This window comes from Microbacterium sp. Root1433D1, from assembly GCF_001426835.1.
Taxonomy (GTDB): domain Bacteria; phylum Actinomycetota; class Actinomycetes; order Actinomycetales; family Microbacteriaceae; genus Microbacterium; species Microbacterium maritypicum.
Genome location: NZ_LMFN01000001.1, coordinates 157,485 through 179,081 on the forward strand (window position 1 = coordinate 157,485; position 21,597 = coordinate 179,081).

Sequence of the window (21,597 nt, forward strand, 5' to 3'; positions counted from 1 at the left end):
GATTGCCCAGACTAGGTCGGAACCCGCACGATCGGAACCCGTCGGTGCGGAACTCGTCGAAGGAGATGACCGATGCCGACACCCCGGTCCCGATTCCAACGTCCGACGCTCGACAGCGCGGTCGCTGCATGGGAGGAGCGAGTCGCCCCGCTGCTCGAAGACGAACCCGCAGACCCCGCAGGACGACGCCGAGTCGCTGCGCGCAACGACGACACCGTGAGCGCCGCGCTCGGGATCACGCCGCTCCCTACGGCCTCGGAAGAGCACACGGTTCCGGTCGACGGACATCCCGGCGTGCGCATCCGCGTGTATTGGCCCGGCGAGGAGCGCGCGCCGGCGGGATCGGGCCTTCCCGTGCTGGTCTACTACTACGGCGGAGGATTCACGATCGCCGGGATCGACTGGGTCTCCTGGGACGCCCGCTTCCGTGTGAGAGCGCGGGATGCGGGGATCGTGATCGTCGCGGCCGACTACGCCCACGCACCAGAGCAGCGATTCCCCGCGCAACCGGAGCAGTGCTGGTCGGCCTTCGAATGGACCCGCGCCCACGCAGAGGAGCTGGGGGCGTCGCCGGAGCGGATGGCCGTGGGCGGAGCATCGTCGGGAGGCGACCTCGCCGCGGCCGTGACACTCATGAACCGCGATCGCTCAGCGCATCCGATAGTCCTGCAGTTGCTGGAGAACCCTGCGCTGGATCTGACCATGGGGCACGCCGACATGCGCGGCATCGATGCGCGCATGCCGGGAGTGATCGTGCGCGCGGCCGGCCGCACCCTGGTGCGGCAGTACCTCGGAGAAGACTCCGCAGTCGCCCGCCTCCCCTACGCCTCACCGCTGCGGGCCACGTCGCACGAGCGGCTCCCCCCAGCACTCATCCTCACCTCCGAGCTCGACCCCCTGCGCGGCGACGGAGAGGCCTACGCCCGAGCGCTCTCCGCCGCAGGTGTGCCCGTGACCGCGATGCGCTTCATCGGGCAGACGCACGGCTCGCTCGGCTCGACCGGATACGTGCCCGCCGCAGACGTCGCGCACCGTCTCGTCGTCTCCGAGCTGCGCACGCTGCACGCGAGAGGGGCGGCATGAGCGACCACGAGTACCGCCGGCCGCCGCTGAGTGCCGAGATCCTGGAGTGGATCCAACGTATCCGCGAGCTCTCCGCGACCCTTCCCGACCTCGAGTCCCCCGAGCCGGGAGCACGACGCCGGGCGCAGCGGGAGTTGAGCGACCTCCTGGCGGTGGAGTTCACCGAAGCGGTTCCCGCAGGCGTGCTGATCGACGACCTCGTGGTCGCCGGTGGGACGGGTCCGCTGCGTGCGCGTCGATTCCGACCAGGATCGTCGACCGGTGCACTGCCGACTATCTTGTGGCTGCACGGCGGCGGCTGGACCGGCGGCACGATCGACGAGCTTCTCAACGAGCGCCTGTGCGCTGATCGCTCCCTGCGCTCCGCAGTGCAGATCATCGCACTGGAGTACCGGCTGGCGCCCGAGCATCCCTTCCCGGCTCCGGTCGACGACGCCGTCGCCGCACTCGCTGACATCCGGGAGCGCGCAGACGAGCTGGCGGTCGACGCGCACCGACTCGGCGTCGGCGGCAACTCCGCCGGCGCGACGATAGCGGCCACGACGGCCCTGCGCATGCGCGACGCCGGAACGCCCTTGCACCACCAGACGCTCGAAGTGCTCCCCGCGGCGCTGCGGATCGTCGGGGACTCTATGCACCGTTACCTGAGCCCCGCCGACAGGCAAAGCGTCGAACACCTCGCCGAGGTCTATCGCGCCGGAGCTCCCCTCGCAGAGGCCTCTCCGCTGGATGCGCCGGATCACCGGCGGCTCGCCCCCGCACTGATCCTCGCCGCCGAGTTCGATCCCCTGAGGGACGGGGCCACCGCCTATGCCGATGCGCTGCGGAGGGCGGGAGTCCCCGTCAGACTGCGCATCGGACCCGGCCACGATCACGCCTCCCCCGGTCTCACCCGCCGCTGGGAGGGCGCACGGACGTGGCGCGACGTCGTGGTCGCCGAGCTCGCCGACGCCTACGGCACGACCCCCCTCCCGATCGCCGATCCGGCGCTGACCGCCGGTACGCACCGGTGACCACTCCGCACCCCGACCCCGACCCCGATCCGGAGACGATGATGTCCACCCACGCAGTCGATCCAGTCTTCCCCGCGGACCCCGCTCCGCCGCTCACCACCGACGCGATCCCGGGCCAGCGCCAGACGCGCTGGTTCTGGGTCTCCTTCGTGCTCGCCTGGCTCGGATCCGGCATCGCCCAGGGCGTCGCCAGCGTCGCGATCCCCCAGCTCCTCAAGGAGTGGGATCCCGATCAGGCGACGGGAGACCTCAGCATCATCCTCACTATCGGCGGCGCCGCCATCCTCATCACGACGCCGATCTTCGGCCGCCTCAGCGACCGCTCGATGTCGAGGCTCGGCATCCGTCGGCCCTGGATCCTCTCCGGCTCTCTGATCGCGCTGGCCGGCTACGCGGTGCAGGCCACGGCCCCGTCGCTCCTCGTGCTCGCGGTCGGCACGATCCTGGTGCTCGTGGGGTGGGGCGCGGTCTCGATGACCGTGCACACCCTCTTCGCCGACCAGATCCGCCGCAGCATCCGCGCCATCATGTCGGCCGTCACCGGTGCCGCCACCGCGATCGGGATCCTGGGCGGCGTCTCCCTCGCGGGTGCCGTCGCCCCGATCGGTCAGGTCGGCATGTTCCTGATCCCGGGCGGGCTCGCCGTCGTCCTGGCGATCACGCTGTTCTTCACCCTGAAGGACATCCGACGTCTGGAACCCGCGGAGCCGATGGACTGGAGCGGCGTCCTGGACACCTTCTGGCTGAGCCCGCGCCGCTACCCCGACTTCGCCTGGGCATGGGTGTGCCGCTTCTTCATGACCGCATCGATCGTGTCGGTCACCAGCTACCTCTACCTGACGATCTCCGGACGCTTCGGGATCGACGACCCGACCGAGATCGCCGCCGTGCAGACGCAGGCCACCGCGGCCTTCACCCTGATGAACCTGGTGATGGCATTCGTCTTCGGCGTGATCTCCGATCGGACAGGGCGCCGCAAGCCGAGCGTGATCATCGGCGCCCTCGCGAGCGCCGGCGGGCTGGTGCTGGCGATCTCGTTCGGCGACATCGCGTTCTTCCTCGTCGGCATCGCGATCGTCGGTGCCGGGCAGGGAGCGTACATCGCGGCAGACGTCGCCCTGATGACGGAGTGCCTCCCCTCCGTCGAGGACGCGGGCAAGGACCTCGGCATCGTGGCGCTCGCCTACCTGCTGCCGGGCATCCTCGTACCCGTTTTCGGATTCTTCGCCACCCGCATAGGCTCGCCGACAGGTGAGAACTTCGCGGCCCTCTACATCGGCGCGGTCGTGATGGCTGTGATCGCCGCGTTCGCGGTCACCCGAGTGAAGGGCGTGCGATGACCGATGCTCCCCGTCTCGGCGGCGCAGCCCGTCGCGAGTACCGGCGCCTGAACCGCGCCGCGGACATGCCTCCGCGGACGCACCACGAGGTCGTTCGGGCAGCCGACATCCCCGTCCCGGCGGACGACGGCGTCACTCTCCTCACCGACCATTGGCATGCGGAGGGGGCCGGCGGGCACACCGTGCTGATCCGCACTCCCTATGGGCGTGACGGCATCGCCGGGGTGGCGCTCTTCCTCGCCGAACGCGGGCACCATGTCGTGGTGCAGAGCTGCCGCGGCACGTTCGGTTCGGGCGGCGCGTTCGACCCGCTGCACGACGAGGTCGCCGACGGGCAGGCGACCATGCGCTGGTTGCGCGCGCAGACGTGGGCGACCGGCCGTGTGCACTCCTGGGGCGGAAGCTACTTCGGCGTGACGCAGTGGGCCTACTGCGACGGCGACGAGCGTCCCGACGCCCTGGGCATCGCGATCTCCGCGCGACGCTTCGACGACGCGATCCTCTACCCGGGCGGCGGATTCTCGATCGACATCCCTCTCACATGGGCCTACGCGCTGGACATCCAGGAGCGGTCGCTGCCGTCGAAGGCCTGGGCGCTGCTGCGCGCCCGCCGCGCTTTCCGTCGTGGGGCGCTCGCGATTCCCCCCTCGGAGGCGGTGCGCGTGGCGCGTGACGCGGACCCGCAGTTCTTCCGCGACTGGGTCGAGCACAGCGACCACGGCGACCCGTGGTGGGAGCCGATGCACTTCGCGCAGGATGTGGAGACCGTCCCGCCCGTCACGCTCGTCGCCGGATGGCAGGACCTGTTCCTGGTCGGTCAGCTGGCGGACTACGCCGCCCTCCGCGACGCGGACCGCCCGGTGCGCCTCATCATCGGCGACTGGGTGCATGGCGCTCCGGAGATCACCGTCATCGGGGTCCGCGAGGCGCTGCGCTCCTTCACTGCGGACGCGGCCACGAACGGCGTGCGCCTCGACGTGACCGGAGGCGGTGGGCGGCGGGAGCTTCTGAGCTGGCCACCGCCGCACACGGCGATGACCGTGACGCTCACCCCCGACGGGCGACTCGACCGGAGCGGTGCCGAGCACCCCGCCGCCGACCTGACGTACCGCTACGACCCTGCGGATCCGACCCCGGACGGCGGCGGACGCACGCTCAATCCGTTCTCTGCAGGACGACGCAGACAGCGCGTCCGCGAACGCCGGGACGATGTGCTCGTGTTCACCGGCGATCCGCTTCCGGAAGACCTGCTGGTCATCGGAGTGCCCGAGATCGCCCTGCCGTTCTCATCGTCGAATCCCCGAGCCGACCTGTTCGTGCGTCTCTGCGAGGTCGACACCCGGGGCGTCTCGCGGGCGGTCACCGACGGGTACCGACGGCTCTCCCCCGACGATGCGGGGATCGAGGCGGGCACCGTGCGGCTCGAACTCGCGCCCCTCGCCCACCGCTTCGCCGCCGGGTCGCGTCTGCGCGTGCAGGTGTCGTCCGGTGCCCACCCTCTGCATCTGCGCAACCCCGGCACGGACGATCCGGTGCGCGATCACTCGCGCCTGCTCGCCAGCGAACAGACCGTGCGTGTGGGAGGGACCGATCCTGCCACCCTCACCCTGCCCGCCGAGGTGACGGTCCCGACTCACGCGGGAGCCTCGTCACCCGCCGTTCACCGTCGCGTGCCACGATGACGGGATGCCCCTCGCCCGTCGCCTGACTCTCGCGGATGCGGTCGCCATCGGCCTCGGCTCGATGATCGGCGCCGGCGTCTTCGCGGTGTGGGCTCCCGCGATCGGCGTCGCAGGGAGCGGCATCCTCATCGCCCTCGCGGTCGCCGCCGTCGTCGCATACTGCAACGCCACCTCGTCGGCGCAGCTCGCCGCAGCGCACCCCGTCGCCGGTGGCACGTACGCCTACGCCCGCGCGGAGATCGGTCCCTGGTGGGGCTTCATCGCGGGGTGGAGCTTCGTGATCGGCAAGATCGCCAGCTGCGCGGCCATGGCCATGACCTTCGCCGCCTATGCGGCCCCGGCCGGATGGCAGGTGCCCGTCGCCGTCGCGGCGGTCGTGCTCCTCGCCGTCGTGAACTGCTTCGGTGTGACACGCACGGCCCTGGTCACCCGCATCCTCGTCGTGTGCTCGCTGCTCGGGCTCGCGGTCGCGGTCGGCTTCGGATTCGCGGCCACCCCGACCGCCTCTCCCACCCCGCTGCCCGATGCCACGGTCTACGGGGTGCTCCAGGGCGCCGGGCTGCTGTTCTTCGCATTCGCCGGCTACGCCCGCATCGCGACGATGGGCGAAGAGGTCGTCGATCCCGCGCGCACGATCCCCCGCGCCATCGTGTTCGCCCTGGGGGGCGCGGTCGTCGTTTATGCACTGGTCGGTGCGGTCGTCGTGCTCGTTCTCGGCGCCGATGTGATCGGTTCGACGGCGCCGCTGGTCGACCTGCTCACCGCCGCCGGCGCATCAGCGTGGACTCCGGTTCTTCGCGTGGCAGCGGCTGCCGCCTCGCTCGGCGCTCTCCTGGCGCTGCTGACCGGAATCGGCCGCACGACTCTGGCTATGGCTCGCGAGGGCGATGTTCCTCGATTCCTCGCGAAGATCGACCGGCGCCATCAGGTTCCGCAGCGCGCCGAGATCGCCATCGCCCTCATCGTGATCGCCATCGTGCTCGTCGCCGATCTGCGCGGCGCCATCGGTTTCTCGTCCTTCGGCGTGCTCCTCTACTACCTGATCGCGAATGCAGCCGCCTTCCGGCAGACGGGACGCGCACGACGCTACCCGCGAGCCCTGCAGGTGCTCGGAGCCCTCGGATGCCTGGTCCTGGTGAACACCCTGCCCGTGTTCGCGTCGCTGGTCGGAACCGCCGTGGTGCTCCTCGGTGTGGGATACCGGGTGCTGCGGCTGCGGTTCACTCGGGTGTGAGAACCGTGCGGGGCCTAGGCTCACCGCTCGGAGGTCAGCCGCTCGGAGGTCAGCCGCTCTGAGGTCAGCCGCTCGCCTCGGAGCGGTACGCCCGTGGGGCGATCCCGAGCACGGTCTGGAAGTCGCGCGTGAGGTGCGCATGATCCGCGTAGCCGAGCTCGGCGGCGATCGAGGCAAGATCGGCTCCCGGCTCCTCGCGCACACGCTGCGCCGCCTCCTGCAACCGCCGACGCCGGATCATCGCTGCGGGTGAGAGGCCGACGTAGCGGTGCGTCATCCGCTGCAGGGTGCGCACCGAGACGGCGAGCCTGGTCGCCGCCTCCTCCGGGGTGAACGCCGGGTCATCGCCCATCAGCACGTCCATCACCGCGTTGGCCTGGCGTGCAGGATCGCCGACCGGTGATGCGCGCTCCTCGAGCCAGCGGGAGAAAGCCTCGACCGCACGCTCTCTGTGCCTTTCGTCCGAGCCCATCGCCGAGACGACGGCATCACGAAGCGCGGTGACATCGCCGGCCTCGTGGTCGAGCACCCGCTCTCCGTCGACCAGGGATGACGGATCCTCGGTCAGCGCAGCGACCGCCGCCGGTCGCAGAAGTGCACCGACGGCCCATCCGCTCCCCTGCAGGTCGCGGTGCGACGCGCGGGTCGTCGCGCCCGACAGCGTCACAGCTTCCGCATCGACGACGAGGTTGAGGGCCGGATAGGCGACGATCTCCTGCTGCGAGGAGCGCCCTGGTGCGATGTCCCACTCCGGGATCCAGAACCATGCGACCAGATCCGTCACCGCCGACGGTGCCGGCAGCCGGTGGAACTGCGGCAGGCGAGCGGGATACAGCACACCACGGGTCGGATTCACCATGCGCCCAGCGTAGGGTCCACCGCCGACGCCCGAAGGCTGTCGCGGATCTTCAAGCCGCCGGCACCTCGCCCGGCCTAGCGTGGCGGCATGAGCAACGACGACACCACGACACACGACACCCCCACGACCGGCGCGAGCGGTACGTACACGACGAACGGCCGCCCCAACAGCGCCACCTCGCTCACTCCCTTCCTGGCGATCCCGGATGCGAAGCAGGCCATCGAGTTCTACCGCGAGGTCTTCGGCGCACGCGTCATCGACGTGACCGAGTTCGGCGGAGTCGTCGCCCACGCCGACCTCGACTTCGGTCTCGGCCTGCTCCAGCTCGGAGAGCCGAACGCCGAGTACCGCCTCGTGCGCTCGCCCGAGGGCGACGACGACTGCTACTCGATGGGGCTGTACGTCTCCGACGTCGATGCGGTCGTCGAGAAGGCCGTCGCCGCGGGAGCGACCGTGCGCGAAGCCCCGGCACCCTTCGTCTCGGGCGACCGATTCGCCAGCATCCGCGACCCGTTCGGGGTGCGCTGGTCGGTCATGACCCGTGTGGAGGACATCTCCGACGAGGAGAGCAGCCGCCGGGTGGCGGAATGGGCGGCCTCGTTCAGCGCGGCACCGGCGGACGGCGCGAGCTGAGCGATGCCTCAGCCGCACGGCACACCGCGGGAAGCAGCGCCTCGGCCGTGCGGCGATAGCCCAGCGCGCTCGGGTGGAAGCGGTCGAGGCTGAACATCGCCTCGGGCTCGTCGAAGAACATCGGTCCCACCGCTCGACGCAGATCGACCGGTTCGGCGCCCGCCCGCCGTGCCGTCTCGTCCTGGATCTCGGCGAGACGGCGGGACAGGCTGGAGGCGAGGCGGCGGAGAGGTTGCGGCACCGCGCGCAGCGCACCGAGGTCGGGGCAGGTGCCCACGACGACCTCTGCCCCTCTCTCACGCAGCCGGCGGATCGTGTCGTGCAGGTGCTGTGCGGACAGCGCCACGGGCAACCGGTGCGTCACGTCGTTCCCTCCGACGACGATCACGGCCACGTGCGGACGGTAATCCGTGGGCAGGGCATCGAGCTGGCCGGGGAGATCGGGCGACTCCGAGCCGACGACGGCCACCGTGCGCAGCCGCACCGGCCGATGCATCCGGCGTCCCGTCGCCTTCGCCAGCCGCCCGCCGAGGGTCTCCTTGCGATGCTCGGCCCCGAGGCCTGCGGCGATCGAGTCGCCGAGTACGAGCAGTTCGAGGGGCTCTCCGTCGAGACCTCGACGCCAGAGGCGATCCGCATCGAGCGCTTCCTCGCCCAGCGGCTTCCCGATCCGGCGTCGTGCGAGCGCCGCCTGCTGCCGGAGCACGAGACGGAGGCCGACCAGGAGCGCGACGAGTGCCACCCCGACCAGGACAGGCGGCACGACGACGAGGTTCCGAACGCGACTCACGCCCCGATTCCACCCCGACATCGTGAACGCGGCGTGAACGGGAGCAAGGACGCCCCGTCATTCCGGGTGCACCTGTCGGGACTTCGTGCGGATGTCGGGCAGAGCCACGGCGATTCCCCCGACATCCGTGCATCCGCCCGACAGATGTCCCGGCGCGGCGGACCGGACCGGTCAGGACAGCGGCTTGAGCTCCAGCTCGCCGGTGCCGGCGGAGACGGTCGCGAAGGCGGTGTAGCCGTCGGCCGCCGAACGCTCGAGCAGCGCCTTGACGTTCTTGGTGCGTCGCTCGAGCCGCACCCTCGCGCCCCCTGCGATCAGCGCCGCCTTGTGCCGGACGAGCTCGTGCACCGGAACGTCGGCATCGTGGATGAGCACGACGGCATGTGCGGTCGCATCGGCCTCGTCGGCGATCAGGTCGACGAGGCGTTCGAAGCCGAGCGAGAAGCCCACGGCGGGAACCTGCTGTCCGAGGAAGCGGCCGATCATGCCGTCATAGCGACCGCCACCGCCGAGCGAGTAGCCGACCGAGGGGTGCGCGAGCTCGAAGATCGTGCCGGTGTAGTACCCCATGCCGCGCACGAGGAACGGATCGAAGACCAGGGGGATGTCGGACTGCCCCCGCCCCGCGGCGACCGCCTCGCCGATTCCGACGAGGTGCTCGACCAACTCGGTCGGGGCGCCTTCGGGGAGCGCCTTGCGGATCTGCCGCTCGCCGAACGGGGTGTACTCCATGGTCTGCGGGCGACGCAGGAACGCATCGAACGCGTCGGCGGCTGCGGTGGAGGCGCTGCGCTCACGCAGCTCGGCCGCCACACCCTCGGGCCCGATCTTGTCGAGCTTGTCGATCGTGATGAGCACCCCGGGGCGCTCCTCGGCGGTGAACCCGAAACTGTCCAGCATCCAATCCAGCACCCGACGGTCGTTGATCCGCACGGTCGCACCGTCGAGACCGAGCGCGTCGACCGCGTCGAGCGAGGCGACCATCAGCTCGGCCTCGGCGCGCGACGAGTCATCTCCCATGATGTCGATGTCGCACTGCACGAACTGGCGGTAGCGCCCCTTCTGCGGGCGTTCGGCGCGCCAGACCGGACCGATCTGGATCGAGCGGAACACCGTGGGCAGCTGGCCGCGGTTGCTGGCGTAGAAGCGCGCGAGCGGCACGGTCAGGTCGTAGCGCAGGCCGAGGTCCGAGAGGGCGGCCGGGTCGTCGGCGGCAGCGCGGATCGCGTCGGCGTCGAGGCCGCGGCGCAGGATGTTGTACGACAGCTTCTCGTTGTCGCCGCCGATGCCGGCGTGCAGGCGGTCGTAGTCCTCGACGACGGGCGTCTCGATCTCGTCGAATCCATGCGCGCGGTAGCGCTCGCGGATGACGGAGAGCACGCGCTCACGGCGGGCCTTGTCGGCGGGGAGGATGTCGCGCATGCCGCGCGGCGGGTTCACGGTAGCCACGGTTCCATCTTCCCAGGTCTGCCGACGCCCCCGTGCCGGGATCAGGATGCGGCTTCGGCGGCCCGCACGTCGTCTTCCAGTACGCGCAACCGCTCGCGCAGCGCCCGCTCGGCATCCCAGCCCTGCGCACGCGCCGTCGCCACCAGTGCCAGGAGCGCCTCACCGAGCTCGTCCTCCGATGCCGGGGCGGCGGCGGACTCCACCGCGACGCCCACTCCCGCCGCGCGACCGGCGAGCTTCTGGGCGAGCGCGAGCGCCGGCATCCCCCGCGGCACACCATCGAGCACGCTGCGGCGGGTGCGCTTCTCCGCCGCCTTCGCGGCGTTCCAGTGCACCAGCACCTGCTCCGGCGTCTCGGCCACCTCGCCGGCGAACACATGCGGATGCCGACGCACCATCTTCTCGGTGAGCGTGCGTGCCACGTCGTCGATGTCGAAGGGATCGTCCGGGTCCTGTGCCGCGATCGCCGAATGGAACAGCACCTGCCAGAGCAGGTCCCCCAGCTCCTCGCGGAGGTCGTCGCGGCTGCCGCTCTCGACGGCGTCGATCACCTCGTGCGACTCCTCGATCAGGTACGGCACGAGGTCACGGTGTGTGATCCGCTGCGACCATACGCAACGCTCCCGGACGGCGTGCATGGTTTGGGCTGCCTGACGCAGCGGATCGGCAGCTTCCGCGGCGGCCGGGGACTCAGAGCTCACGCTTCCTCCTTGCATCGACCCGGCCGGAAGCGGCGAGGGCCGGAACATTCCTCACGACGATGCGGACGCGACCCGACGGTACCAGCGCGCCCGCAGGGAGACGATGATCCCGGAGAACACGAGAGCGATCAACGACCCCACGAGCACACCGAGGATCGCCTGGTCCCTGATGCCGCCGTCGTCGGCGAAAGCGAGGTTCGCCAGCAGCAGCGAAACGGTGAAGCCGATGCCGCCGAGGGCACCGGCGGCGAGGATGTCGGCGAACGGCAGCGCAGGATCGGCGCCCTTCGGACGGATGCGCATCGCGAGCCAGCCGAACAGCGAGATGCCGATGATCTTGCCCACGGGCAACGCGACCACGATCGCCCAGAACGCCGGCGACAGCTCGGTGATCGAGACGGCGGGGATCACCACGAACGCCGCGACGAAGGCGAACAGCGGCAGGATGGCGCCGTTCACGGTCGGCTCGAGTGCATGCCTGGTGCGCCCGGCGGGCACGGGCGACATCACGAGACCGAGCAGCACGCCGGCGATCGTGGCGTGGATACCGGAGGAGGCGACCAGACCCCAGGTGATCACGCCGACCAGGGCCATGGCGACGGCGATCAGCGGGTGGCCCTTGGCGTGCAGCAGTCTGCTCAGCGCCCAGAAGACGGCAACGCCGACGATCGCGAGCCCGAACAGCAGCCACTGCACGTCATCGGCGAACAGCACGGCGATGAAGATGATGCCGATGATGTCGTCGAGGATCGCGAGGGCGAGCAGGAAGACGCGGACGCGCGAGGGCAGACCCTTGCCGAACATCGCCAGCACACCGAGCGCGAACGCGATGTCGGTCGCCGTAGGGATGGGCCAGCCCGGAGCCGTCGTGCTGTCGCCGCCGGCGATCAGCAGGTACACCGCGATCGGGACCAGCACGCCGCCGGTCGCCGCGATGGCGGGCTGCACGGCCTTGCGCGGGGAGTCGAGCTCGCCGTGGGTCAGCTCGTGGCGCAGCTCGATGGCCACGACGAGGAAGAAGACGGCGAGAAGGCCGTCGGACACCCAGTGCGCGATCGACAGATCCAGGGCGGTGCCGGGGATCGCGATGTGGAGATCGAGGAAGGCGGCGAGCGCGTCGTGCGTCGGCAGGTTCGCGAGCAGGAGTCCGAGGCCGGCCGCGATGAGGAGGAGGACGGCAGGGAACTGCTGCCCGCGGAGGGGGTTCGCTGAGATGCGCATTCCCCCCATCGTAGGTCGCCGACAGGCCTCGGCGCCTCTCGTCATCGCCCGATCGCGAAGCAGATCGTCATGCGTGCAGGACACTCCTCTGACGAGGGATACTCTCGAAGTGTGACCCCCGCACACTCCTTCTCCGAGCCCACGAACACCGAGGCCATCCGCGTGATCGGCCGATTCGAAGCCGGCCGCGGCATCCCCGATGCCATGCGCACCGATGTCAGGATGCTCGGGCAGCTGCTCGGGCAGGTGCTGCGCGAAGCCGGCGGCGACGACCTCTTCGAAGACGTCGAACGGCTGCGTCTGGCGACGATCCAGGCCTATGACGAGGAGACCTCCGACGCCTTCGAGCGCGCGGCGGCGATCGCCGAGTCGTTCACGGTGGCTCGGGCCGACGAGGTCGCCCGCGCGTTCACCTGCTACTTCCACCTCGTGAACCTCGCCGAGGAGCACCAGCGCGTGCGCGTGCTGCGCGAGCGCGCCGGACAGCCGGGCCGGGAGGACGCCGCCGACACCGTCGCGACCGCGTACGCGCGGCTGCGCACCGAGGTCGGCGACGACGAGGCCCGCCGCCGACTGGAGGGGCTCCGCTTCCACCCGGTCTTCACGGCGCACCCCACCGAGGCCCGCCGACGCGCGGTGTCGTCGAGCATCCGCCGCCTGTCCGAGCTGCTCACGCAGCACGATGCCGCGAGCGAGGGCGGCTCGGAGGAGCACCGTGCCCGCCGCCGGATGCTGGAGGAGATCGACACCCTCTGGCGCACGGCCCCGCTGCGGTCGCAGAAGCCCTCCCCGACCGACGAGGTCCGCACCGTGATGGGGGTGTTCGACGAGACGCTCTTCACGACGGTGCCGCACGTGTACCGCCGCATCGACGATGCGCTCCGCGGAGAGGACTCCGGCGCCACCGCCCCGGTCGTTCCCGCCTTCGTGCGGATCGGCTCCTGGGTGGGCGGCGACCGCGACGGGAACCCCTTCGTGACGGCATCCGTGACCCGCGAGGCCTCGCAGATCGCGGCCGACCATGTGCTGCGCGGTCTCGAGCGCGCGCTCGATCGCATCGGCCGCACCCTCACTCTCGCCTCCGACGACACTCCGCCCAGCGTCGAGGTCACGGCGCTGTGGGAGCGGTTCGCCGCGGCGGAGCCGAACCTGGCGGCCGAACTCGCCACCCGCTCGCCCGACGAGCCGCACCGTCGCGTGCTGCTGGTGCTGGCGCGTCGCGTCGCCGCGACCCGTCACGGTGACAGCACTCAGGCGTACTCGCGTCCTGAGGAACTGCTCGCGGATCTGCGCGCGGTGCAGTCCTCGCTCGCGGACGCCGGAGCGAAGCGGCACGCGTTCGGCGGTGTGCAGCACCTGATCTGGCAGGTCGAGACCTACGGCTTCCACCTCACGGAGCTCGAGGTGCGCCAGCACTCCCAGGTGCACGCGAAGGCCCTGGCCGAGCTCGATGCCGGCGAGGCCATCAGCGCGCAGACCGAGGAGGTGCTGGAGGTGTTCCGCGCGATCGCGGACATCCAGAACGACCGTGGCCTGCGCGCCGCCGGGCGCTACGTCGTCTCCTTCACCCAGGCGGCTTCCGACCTCGCGAACGTGCACCGTCTCGCCCGCTACGCGCTCGGTGACGACGCCCCGGTGCTCGACGTGGTGCCCCTGTTCGAGACGTTCGCCGATCTGCAGGCGGCACCCGGCATCCTCGCGGAGGCCGTGACGTTCCCCGAGTTCCGCGAGCGCATGGCCGCCACCGGCAATCGGCTCGAAGTCATGCTCGGCTACTCGGACTCGTCGAAGGACGTCGGCCCCGTCGCCGCGAACCTCGCCCTGTACGAGGCGCAGGAGAAGATCGCACGGTGGGCGCAGGAATCCGACATCGAGCTGACCCTCTTCCACGGTCGCGGCGGTGCGCTCGGCCGCGGCGGCGGGCCCGCCAACTCCGCGATCCTCGCGCAGCCTCCGCACTCGGTCGACGGCCGGTTCAAGCTCACCGAGCAGGGCGAGGTCATCTTCGCCCGCTACGGCGAGCCCGCGATCGCCATGCGGCACATCGACCAGGTCGCGGCGGCGACGCTGCTGGCCTCCTCCCCCACCGAGGAGGAGCGCACGAGCCGGGCGGCCGCCCGCTATGCCGAGGTCGCCTCGATCATGGACGCGGCCTCCCGGGAGCGTTTCTTCTCGCTCGTGAAGGCGGAGGGCTTCGCCCCCTGGTTCGCCACCGTGACCCCGATGGAGGAGATCGGGCTGCTGGCTCTCGGCTCCCGCCCCGCCCGCCGGGGGCTCTCAGTCGAATCGCTGGAAGACCTGCGGGCCATCCCGTGGGTGTTCGCCTGGACGCAGGCCCGCATCAACCTGGCCGGATGGTTCGGACTCGGCACCGCCCTGGACGCGGTCGGCGACGAAGAGCTGCTCGTGGAGGCGTACCGGGAGTGGCCGCTGCTTCGCACCATGATCGACAACGTCGCGATGAGTCTCGCCAAGACCGACGAGCGCATCGCCCGTCAGTACCTGGCCCTCGGCGACCGCGACGATCTGGCACAGCTCGTGCTCGACGAGCTCGCGACCACGCGGCGCTGGGTGATCCGTCTCACCGGGGGCGAGAGCCTGCTCGAGAACAAGCCCGTGCTGCAGCGCGCCGTGCAGCTGCGCAGCCCCTACGTCGACGCGCTCTCGCTGCTGCAGCTGCGCGCGCTGCGGGCCCTCCGCTCGGCCGCAGAGGATCCGACCGGCTCCGGCGCCGACCCGGAACAGCAGCGGCTGCTGCTGCTGTCCGTCAGCGGTGTGGCCGCCGGCCTGCAGAACACCGGGTGACCGACGTCGCCACCGACCGAGCGGGAACCCTCGCTTTCGGTGCCCACTAGAGTGAAATCTCTGCCGGATCCGGCACAGCCTCACGCGACACGATCGCCTGCACCACCATCCCCCACCAGAAAGCTCTTCCGCGTGACCGCTACGTCTCCCGTCGACTTCCATCCGCTCGCCGCATCCGTGCAGCCCGTCTTCGACACGGTGCTCTCCCGCAGCCCCTACGAGCCGGAGTTCCACCAGGCCGTCCACGAGGTGCTGCACTCGATCGCACCTGTGCTGGAGCGCCACCCGGAATACGTCGACGGCGGCATCCTCGAGCGACTCGTCGAGCCCGAGCGCCAGATCCTCTTCCGCGTGCCGTGGATCGACGACGCCGGCAGGCTGCAGGTCAACCGCGGCTACCGCATCCAGTTCTCCTCCGTGCTCGGCCCGTACAAGGGCGGACTGCGCTTCCACCCCTCGGTGAATCTGTCGATCATCAAGTTCCTCGGTTTCGAGCAGATCTTCAAGAACGCGCTCACCGGCCAGGGCATCGGCGGCGGCAAGGGCGGCTCCGACTTCGACCCGCACGGAAAGTCCGACGCCGAGGTCATGCGCTTCTGCCAGTCGTTCATGAACGAGCTCTACCGTCACCTCGGCGAGCACACCGATGTGCCCGCGGGCGACATCGGCGTCGGCGGCCGCGAGATCGGCTACCTCTTCGGCCAGTACCGCAAGGTCACCAACCGCCACGAGTCCGGCATGTTCACCGGCAAGGGGACGGGGTGGGGCGGTGCAGAGGTGCGCACCGAGGCCACCGGGTACGGCGCGGTGTTCTTCGCGCAGGAGATGCTCGCGGTGCACAGCGACTCCCTCACCGGCAAGCGCGTGGGCATCTCGGGATCGGGCAACGTCGCGATCTACGCGATCCAGAAGGCCACCCAGCTCGGCGCCACCGCGGTGACGGCCTCGGACTCCTCCGGCTACGTCGTCGACGACGCCGGGATCGACCTCGATCTGCTGCGTCAGATCAAGGAGGTCGAGCGTGCCCGCATCGTCGAGTACGCCAACCGCCGCCCGAGTGCCCGCTTCGTCGAAGGCGGCAGCGTGTGGGAGGTCCCGGTCGACATCGCCGTCCCCTCCGCCACCCAGAACGAGGTCGGCCTCGCCGATGCCCAGGCCCTGATCGCGAACGGCGTGCGCGCCGTGTCCGAGGGCGCGAACATGCCGTGCGTGCCGGATGCGGTCGAGGCGTTCCAGAAGGCCGGTGTGCTGTTCGCCCCCGGAAAGGCCGCGAACGCCGGTGGCGTCGCCACCTCCGCGCTCGAGATGAGCCAGAACGCCTCACGTCAGCGCTGGAGCTTCGGCGACAGCGAGAACAAGCTGCGCGAGATCATGGCCGACATCCACGATGCGGCCTTCGACGCCGCGGAGCGCCACGATGTCGCGGGCGACTACGTCGCCGGAGCCAACATCGCCGGCTTCGAGCGCGTCGCCGCGGCGATGCTCGCCCAGGGTGTCATCTGACCCCTTCCTCGACACAGGTTCCTCGACACGAGAAGAGCCGCCTCCCTTCCGGGGAGGCGGCTCTTCTCGTGTCGGGATGTCGGGTCAGCTCTCGTCGACCGGCACCTTGACGACCTTGTTGTATCCGGTCACCGCCTGGTTCTCGTCGAAGGCGACGACCTTCTTGCGGAAGCCCTTCGTGATGATGGCGAGGTAGACGACCCCGATCGCGGTCCACACCAGGCCGCCGCGCAGGGCGTCCTCGTGCAGGTTCGCCCAGAGCAGACCGGTGAGCACCATGCCGATACCGGGCATCACGATGAAGCTGAAGATGTCGCCGGGAGTCTTGCGACGGCCCTTGCGGATCGCGAACCACGCGATCACCGAGATGTTGACGAAGGTGAAGGCGATCAGCGCGCCGAAGTTGATCCACGCGGCGATCAGCTCGAGGGTGAACGGGATGGCCAGCAGCGAGATGGCGCCGACCAGCACGATGTTGAAGGTCGGGGTGTGGGTGCGCGGGTTGATGTAGCCGAACGCCCGCTGCGGCAGCACGTTGTTGCGACCCATCACCAGCAGCATCCGCGACACCGAGGCGTGCGAAGCCAGGCCGGAGGCGAGGGTGGCGCAGAAGCCGGCCGCTGTCAGCACCGCCATGAGCACGGGGCCGCCGACCAGGTTGCCGATGACCGGCAGCGTGGAGTCCTCGACGAACTGCATGTCGCCGCCCGGCGCGAACTCGTTCCAGTCGGGGAAGCGCAGCTGCGTGAGGTAGCCGGAGATGAGGAAGATCGCGCCTCCCAGAAGCACCGTCAGCAGGATGGCCTTGGGCATGATCTTCGGGTCCTTGGCCTCTTCCGCGTACATCGTCACGGCGTCGAAGCCGATGAACGAGAAGCACACGATCGTGGCGCCCATCAGCACCGCACTCATCGTGGCGCCGTCGTGGAAGAACGGGGTCATCGAGGCCACGGTCGCGGCACCCTCGCCGCGCATCAGCTGTGCGATCACCATCACCACGAAGACGACCATCACGATGATCGAGAAGATGAGCAGGATCATGTTCAGGTTCGAGGTGCCGCGCATCGTGAGGTAGATGATGCTCGTGACGAGGATGCAGTACAGCACGACCCAGATCCACCCGGGGATCTCGGGGAAGAGCGCCTCGAGATAACTGCGGATGATGAGGCAGTTCACCATCGGCAGCAGCACGTAGTCGATCAGCGACGTCCAACCGACCATGAAGCCGAGGTTCGGATGGATCGACTCGCGCACGTAGGTGTAGGCGGATCCGGCACTCGGGATCGCGCTGGAGATCTTGCCGTAGCTGATGGCGGTGAAGACCATCACGACCAGCGCGACCAGGTACGCCGCCGGAACGACGTTGTCGGTGTCACGGGCGACCATGCCGAAGGTGTCGAAGACGACCGTCGGTGTCATGTAGCCGAGCCCGAGCCCGACGATGGCCCACAACCCCAGATTTCGTCGGAGCGTCCCTCCGCCTTGCGCCAGCGGCTTCGTCTTCGTTGCCATGGGTACTCCTCGGGGAACAGCGCATGGGTCGGACTTCGGATCGTCCGACGCTGAGGAACAGTATGGACCGGAGGTAATCGCCAGCGCTACGACGAATTCGGTTCGAAATACGCTTTTAACAATCCGATGGACAGCGGGATTCGAAGATGAGGGCCCGAGTCACCACCCTTCGGTCAGCACCCTGTCCAGCATCGCGACGACATGATCGGCACTGTGCGCCGTGAGGCACAGCGGTGGTTTGATCTTCAGGACGTTGGACCGCTCGGATGTCGTCAGCACGATCACACCGAGTTCACGCATCCGCTCGCAGATCGCCGCGGCCTCGGCGGCCGCCGGCTCCATGGTGTCGCGGTCACGGACGAGTTCGACACCGAGATACAGCCCCTCGCCATGGACGACGCCGATCAGCGGATGCCGGTCGGCGAGGCCCCGAAGGCCCTCGGCGAGGCGCGCGCCGATCACTGCCGCGTTGTGCTGCAGTCCGTCCTCGGCCATCGCATCGAGCACCGCGATGCCGACCCGGCAGCTGAGCGTGCTGCCGCCGGCGGAGGAGAAGAACTGGCCCTGCGTCGACAGCGCGTCCGCGATGCGCTTCGAGGTGATGACCCCGCCGATCGGGAATCCGTTGCCCATCGGCTTCGCGATCGTGATGATGTCGGGCACCACCTCTGCGAGCTCGAACCCCCAGAAGGCGGACCCCATGCGCCCGAAGCCGACCTGCACCTCATCGGCGATGCACACCCCGCCCGCCGCCCTGATCTGCGCGTAGGCCCCGGCGAGATAGCCGTCGGGGAGCACCACGCCCCCCGCATTGCCGAGGATCGACTCGCACAGGAACGCCGCGACCTCCCGTCCCTCCTCCCGCAGCCGATCGAGATCGGTCGCGAGGTCGGCGAGATAGGCGCCGGCGACGTCCGCACCCCGGTACGTGCCGCGGAAGCGGTTGGGCACATCGGCGATGTGCACCCAGTCGGGGCGCGTGGCGAGCGCGAAGGGGTTGTCATAGGCGCTGGTGGTCACCGCATCGCTCGCCATCGTCCAGCCGTGATAGGCCTCTCGCAGCGCGACGACCGTGCGACGACCGGTCGCCGCCTGCGCCAGACGGATGGCGAGATCGACCGCCTCCGAGCCGCTGTTGACCAGCAGCACCGTGTCGAGGTCGCTGCCTTCGGGCATCAGGGCGAGAAGTCGTTCGCTGTACTCCGCGAGGTCGCGGAACAGGAAGCGGGAGTTCGTGGCGAGGGTCCGCAGCTGGCGGTCCGCGGCGTCCGCGACCTTCGGATGGGCGTGGCCGAGACCTGCGACGTTGTTGACCATGTCGACGTACGTGCGCGCGGTGGTGTCGATCAGGTGGTGCTGCCAGCCGCGTTCGATCTGCGGGGGACGCTCGTAGTAGCGCTCCTGCGCCGCAGCGAAGATCCTCTCGCGACGGCCGAGCTCCGCCGCGGCATCGTCGTGCTGCGTGAAGGAGGGCAGCCCGAGGACGGGTGCGGGGTCGGCGGTCAGCCGACTCCACGCCGGGACGCGGTCGGGGGCGACCAGGGCTGCACCGTCCGCCTGTTGCTCCGGAGCATCGTCTCGCCGGATGCCCACCGTCAGCCGCCGCGGTTCGAAAGCTGCGGCGAGCCACCCCACGGTCTCGCCGGCGCCCACAGGACGCTCACGGCGCTCCTCCGCATCGAGTCCCGTGATCTCGAGCACCCAGTCGTGGCCGCGGCCAGGACCGTCGAGGTCGAGGATGAGCCGAGCGGTCCCGCCCCGTTGCGTCACACGCCCACTCGCGGGCGCCGCCACCCGCGCCCGTGGCCCCGGAGGGAAGTGCAGTTCGCAGGCGGTCGCCCAGGTCTGCCCCGCCTCTGCGTCGTCGACGCGCGCTCGCGTCAGCCGGAACGCGCCGTACGGCATCACCGCCACGGCGACCCCGAGCTCGATCGCCTCGGCGATCAGCTCCTCCTCCGCGTCCTCCCGGAGCCAGCGCCCGCCGTCGAGGGCTGCGGACTCGACTCCGGGATCGATCACGGCGACGCGGCCGGTGAGATCCGGCAGCAGCGAGGCGAGAGGGGCGACCTCCGCCTCCGCCGCCAGATCCGCCGCATCGAAGCCGCCTTCGTCGATTCCGACCGCGACGAGCACGTGCTCGGTCATCTCGACCAGCGGCAGCAGGGTCGCGGCGTCGAAGATCGCCTGCTCGCCCGCGATCCGCTCCCGCGCGTAGTCGTTGTCGCCGTCGATCTCGAGCTGACGCCACCCGCTCGCCACCAGCAGCGCGGCGCGCAGCACCACGAGAGGCCAGACCGCTCTGGCCTCCGCCACGCTCAGCGGGGCATCCCGGTGGAAGGCGGCGATCGTCTCGATCACGCGCAGCGGCCGCTCCGGCTCGTGGTGCAGCATCGACGATGCGCACACCGCGAGCTCGGCCACGCGCCATCCGAGTCCGAGATCGCCCAGATCGAGGACCGTGTGCGGATGCAGGCGGGAATCGTCGCCCCGCGTGCCCATCACGTTGTCGTCGGTGAGGTCGCCGTGGATCGCCTGCACCGGAAGGCCCGCGGCGAGCGGGGCGAGAGCGGCATCCGCCTTCGCCGCCGCACGCAGCACGCGCCCTCGCAGTGCGGCGTCGGCGATGGACGGTGCGAGTGCCGTGGTCTGCTCGTGCGCGACGCGCATGTCCCACATCTGCGGGCGATAGAGACCGGGATGACCGAGGGGCGCCAGCGCATTCACGGAAGCGGCGGCGAGCGCGCCGAACTCGGCGAGCACCACCGGGGCGAGATACCCCGCATCCACCAGCGGCTCCCCCGGGGCGAACTCGCTGCGCCGCACGGCGAATCCCTTCCAGCGCTGGGTGAGCGCACCGTCGAGACCCGGGAGCACCGCCGGCACGCGGACCCCCGCGTCGCGGTAGGCGTCGAGGGCGGCATGCTGCGCGTCGCGCGCCGCATCACCGAACACCGCGTTGTCGATGCGCAGCACGCTCTTCGCGCCGTCCTCCGCCGTGAGGAGGAAGTTCCGGTCCTGATTGCTGCCGAGCTCCTGCGCGCTCGCCGTGATCCCATAGCAGTCCAGGGCGATGCGCGCGGCATCAGCCGTGCTCACGTCGGGGCGGACCAGGCCCACTCCGCCCGTCATGCGCGGTGCTGCCGGTGGTGCGCGCCGTCGATGCTCACGTCGTGCGCATGCCGTGCGAGCGACGTGCCGTAGCGCTCGGTCAGCTGCACCATCAGGTCGGGGGTGTCGCGGTCGACACCGAACACATGCCCAGGGAAGTCGAGATCGGGCTGCGCCGCCGCGATCTCGGCCTCACGATCCGGCGAGAACAACTGCGCGGGGTCGCCGACGGCCACCCAGCCGATCGGGACGACGGTGCCCTCCGGCAGCACGGCACGACGGAGCACGATCGCATTGACGCGCACCTCGCAGCGCGGCCCGATCAGCGCACCGTTGAACAGTCGCGACCCCGAGGCGAGGAACGTCTCCTCTCCGACGGTCGCGCCCGCGATGCTGGACAGCGTGCCGATCAGGGTGTGCGACCCGATGTGCACGGCGTTCGCCGCCGTGGCGCGGATGAGCGCGTTCTCCATCACGATGACGTGCTCACCGAGGGTGATCGCTCCTCCCTCGGCGGTGATCACGGCGCCGTGCAGCACCTGGCAGCCCGGCCCGATCTCGACGTCGCCGGAGATCACGGCGGTGGGGGCGATGACGGCGGTGTCATGGACGCGGGGCCGAGCCCCGAGGTGCTCGTACAACATGCCGCCAGACTAGTCCCGCG

General features: G+C 70.2%; 16 protein-coding genes. 8 read left to right on the forward strand and 8 right to left on the reverse strand.

All coding sequences use genetic code 11. The features are described 5' to 3' along the window. Positions 1-72: 72 nt before the first annotated feature. Genes ASD13_RS00745 through ASD13_RS00765 form a run of 5 tightly spaced genes read left to right on the forward strand, consistent with a single transcriptional unit; the run spans position 73 to position 6,352 of the window. Positions 73-1,083 carry an alpha/beta hydrolase gene (locus tag ASD13_RS00745; RefSeq protein ID WP_055864653.1) on the forward strand — a complete coding sequence of 337 codons (1,011 nt, stop codon included), beginning with the start codon at positions 73-75 and terminating at the stop codon, positions 1,081-1,083. After that, positions 1,080-2,096 carry an alpha/beta hydrolase fold domain-containing protein gene (locus ASD13_RS00750; protein ID WP_055864655.1) on the forward strand — a complete coding sequence of 339 codons (1,017 nt, stop codon included), beginning with the start codon at positions 1,080-1,082 and terminating at the stop codon, positions 2,094-2,096. Before ASD13_RS00745 ends, ASD13_RS00750 begins: the two co-directional genes overlap by 4 nt. Before the next feature lie 41 nt (positions 2,097-2,137). After that, positions 2,138-3,436 carry an MFS transporter gene (locus tag ASD13_RS00755; RefSeq protein ID WP_055866764.1) on the forward strand — a complete coding sequence of 433 codons (1,299 nt, stop codon included), beginning with the start codon at positions 2,138-2,140 and terminating at the stop codon, positions 3,434-3,436. Further along, entirely contained in the window at positions 3,433-5,118 is a 1,686-nt protein-coding gene (locus ASD13_RS00760) for a CocE/NonD family hydrolase (RefSeq protein ID WP_055864658.1), read from the forward strand. The genes ASD13_RS00755 and ASD13_RS00760 overlap by 4 nt, the downstream gene beginning before the upstream one ends. A 4-nt stretch (positions 5,119-5,122) precedes the next feature. Further along, positions 5,123-6,352 (forward strand): APC family permease, encoded by a 1,230-nt coding sequence (locus ASD13_RS00765; protein WP_055864660.1) that lies wholly within the window; start codon positions 5,123-5,125, stop codon positions 6,350-6,352. Between the two features lie 64 nt (positions 6,353-6,416). On the opposite strand, the gene ASD13_RS00770 is transcribed toward ASD13_RS00765, so the two are convergent. Beyond that, the gene (locus ASD13_RS00770; RefSeq protein WP_055864662.1) at positions 6,417-7,211 is read right to left on the reverse strand and encodes an AraC family transcriptional regulator; all 795 of its coding nucleotides are present in this window, start codon (positions 7,209-7,211) and stop codon (positions 6,417-6,419) included. A gap of 87 nt (positions 7,212-7,298) precedes the next feature. On the opposite strand from ASD13_RS00770, the gene ASD13_RS00775 reads away from it, so the two are divergent. After that, positions 7,299-7,844 (forward strand): VOC family protein, encoded by a 546-nt coding sequence (locus ASD13_RS00775; RefSeq protein WP_055864665.1) that lies wholly within the window; start codon positions 7,299-7,301, stop codon positions 7,842-7,844. On the opposite strand, the gene ASD13_RS00780 is transcribed toward ASD13_RS00775, so the two are convergent. The 4 genes from ASD13_RS00780 to nhaA form a co-directional block, all read right to left on the reverse strand. After that, positions 7,813-8,634 (reverse strand): SGNH/GDSL hydrolase family protein, encoded by an 822-nt coding sequence (locus ASD13_RS00780; RefSeq protein WP_442922308.1) that lies wholly within the window; start codon positions 8,632-8,634, stop codon positions 7,813-7,815. The two genes, ASD13_RS00775 and ASD13_RS00780, sit on opposite strands and share 32 nt — an antisense overlap. A gap of 171 nt (positions 8,635-8,805) precedes the next feature. Then, entirely contained in the window at positions 8,806-10,056 is a 1,251-nt protein-coding gene (hisS, locus tag ASD13_RS00785) for a histidine--tRNA ligase (RefSeq protein WP_055864671.1), read from the reverse strand. Positions 10,057-10,124: 68 nt separating this feature from the next. Then, positions 10,125-10,799 (reverse strand): MazG family protein, encoded by a 675-nt coding sequence (locus ASD13_RS00790; protein WP_055864674.1) that lies wholly within the window; start codon positions 10,797-10,799, stop codon positions 10,125-10,127. 36 nt (positions 10,800-10,835) lie between these two features. Beyond that, on the reverse strand, positions 10,836-12,005 hold the full coding sequence (gene nhaA / locus ASD13_RS00795) for a Na+/H+ antiporter NhaA (RefSeq protein WP_055864677.1): 1,170 nt from the start codon (positions 12,003-12,005) through the stop codon (positions 10,836-10,838). Between the two features lie 111 nt (positions 12,006-12,116). Here nhaA and ASD13_RS00800 point away from each other — a divergent pair, with 111 nt between their 5' ends. Together ASD13_RS00800 and gdhA are read left to right on the forward strand one after the other, a co-directional pair. Continuing rightward, complete coding sequence (locus ASD13_RS00800) at positions 12,117-14,810, forward strand: phosphoenolpyruvate carboxylase (RefSeq protein WP_055864681.1); 2,694 nt, start codon at positions 12,117-12,119, stop codon at positions 14,808-14,810. A gap of 132 nt (positions 14,811-14,942) precedes the next feature. After that, positions 14,943-16,313: an NADP-specific glutamate dehydrogenase gene (gdhA, locus tag ASD13_RS00805; protein WP_055864683.1), complete on the forward strand. Its 1,371-nt coding sequence runs from the start codon at positions 14,943-14,945 to the stop codon at positions 16,311-16,313. 84 nt (positions 16,314-16,397) lie between these two features. On the opposite strand, the gene ASD13_RS00810 is transcribed toward gdhA, so the two are convergent. From ASD13_RS00810 to ASD13_RS00820, 3 genes are all read right to left on the reverse strand, one after another. Continuing rightward, the gene (locus ASD13_RS00810) at positions 16,398-17,825 is read right to left on the reverse strand and encodes an APC family permease (RefSeq protein WP_235562436.1); all 1,428 of its coding nucleotides are present in this window, start codon (positions 17,823-17,825) and stop codon (positions 16,398-16,400) included. Positions 17,826-17,984: 159 nt separating this feature from the next. Continuing rightward, complete coding sequence (locus ASD13_RS00815; RefSeq protein ID WP_055864689.1) at positions 17,985-20,954, reverse strand: aminotransferase; 2,970 nt, start codon at positions 20,952-20,954, stop codon at positions 17,985-17,987. Continuing rightward, on the reverse strand, positions 20,951-21,577 hold the full coding sequence (locus ASD13_RS00820; protein ID WP_017828749.1) for a gamma carbonic anhydrase family protein: 627 nt from the start codon (positions 21,575-21,577) through the stop codon (positions 20,951-20,953). Before ASD13_RS00820 ends, ASD13_RS00815 begins: the two co-directional genes overlap by 4 nt. Between the last annotated feature and the right edge of the window lie 20 nt (positions 21,578-21,597).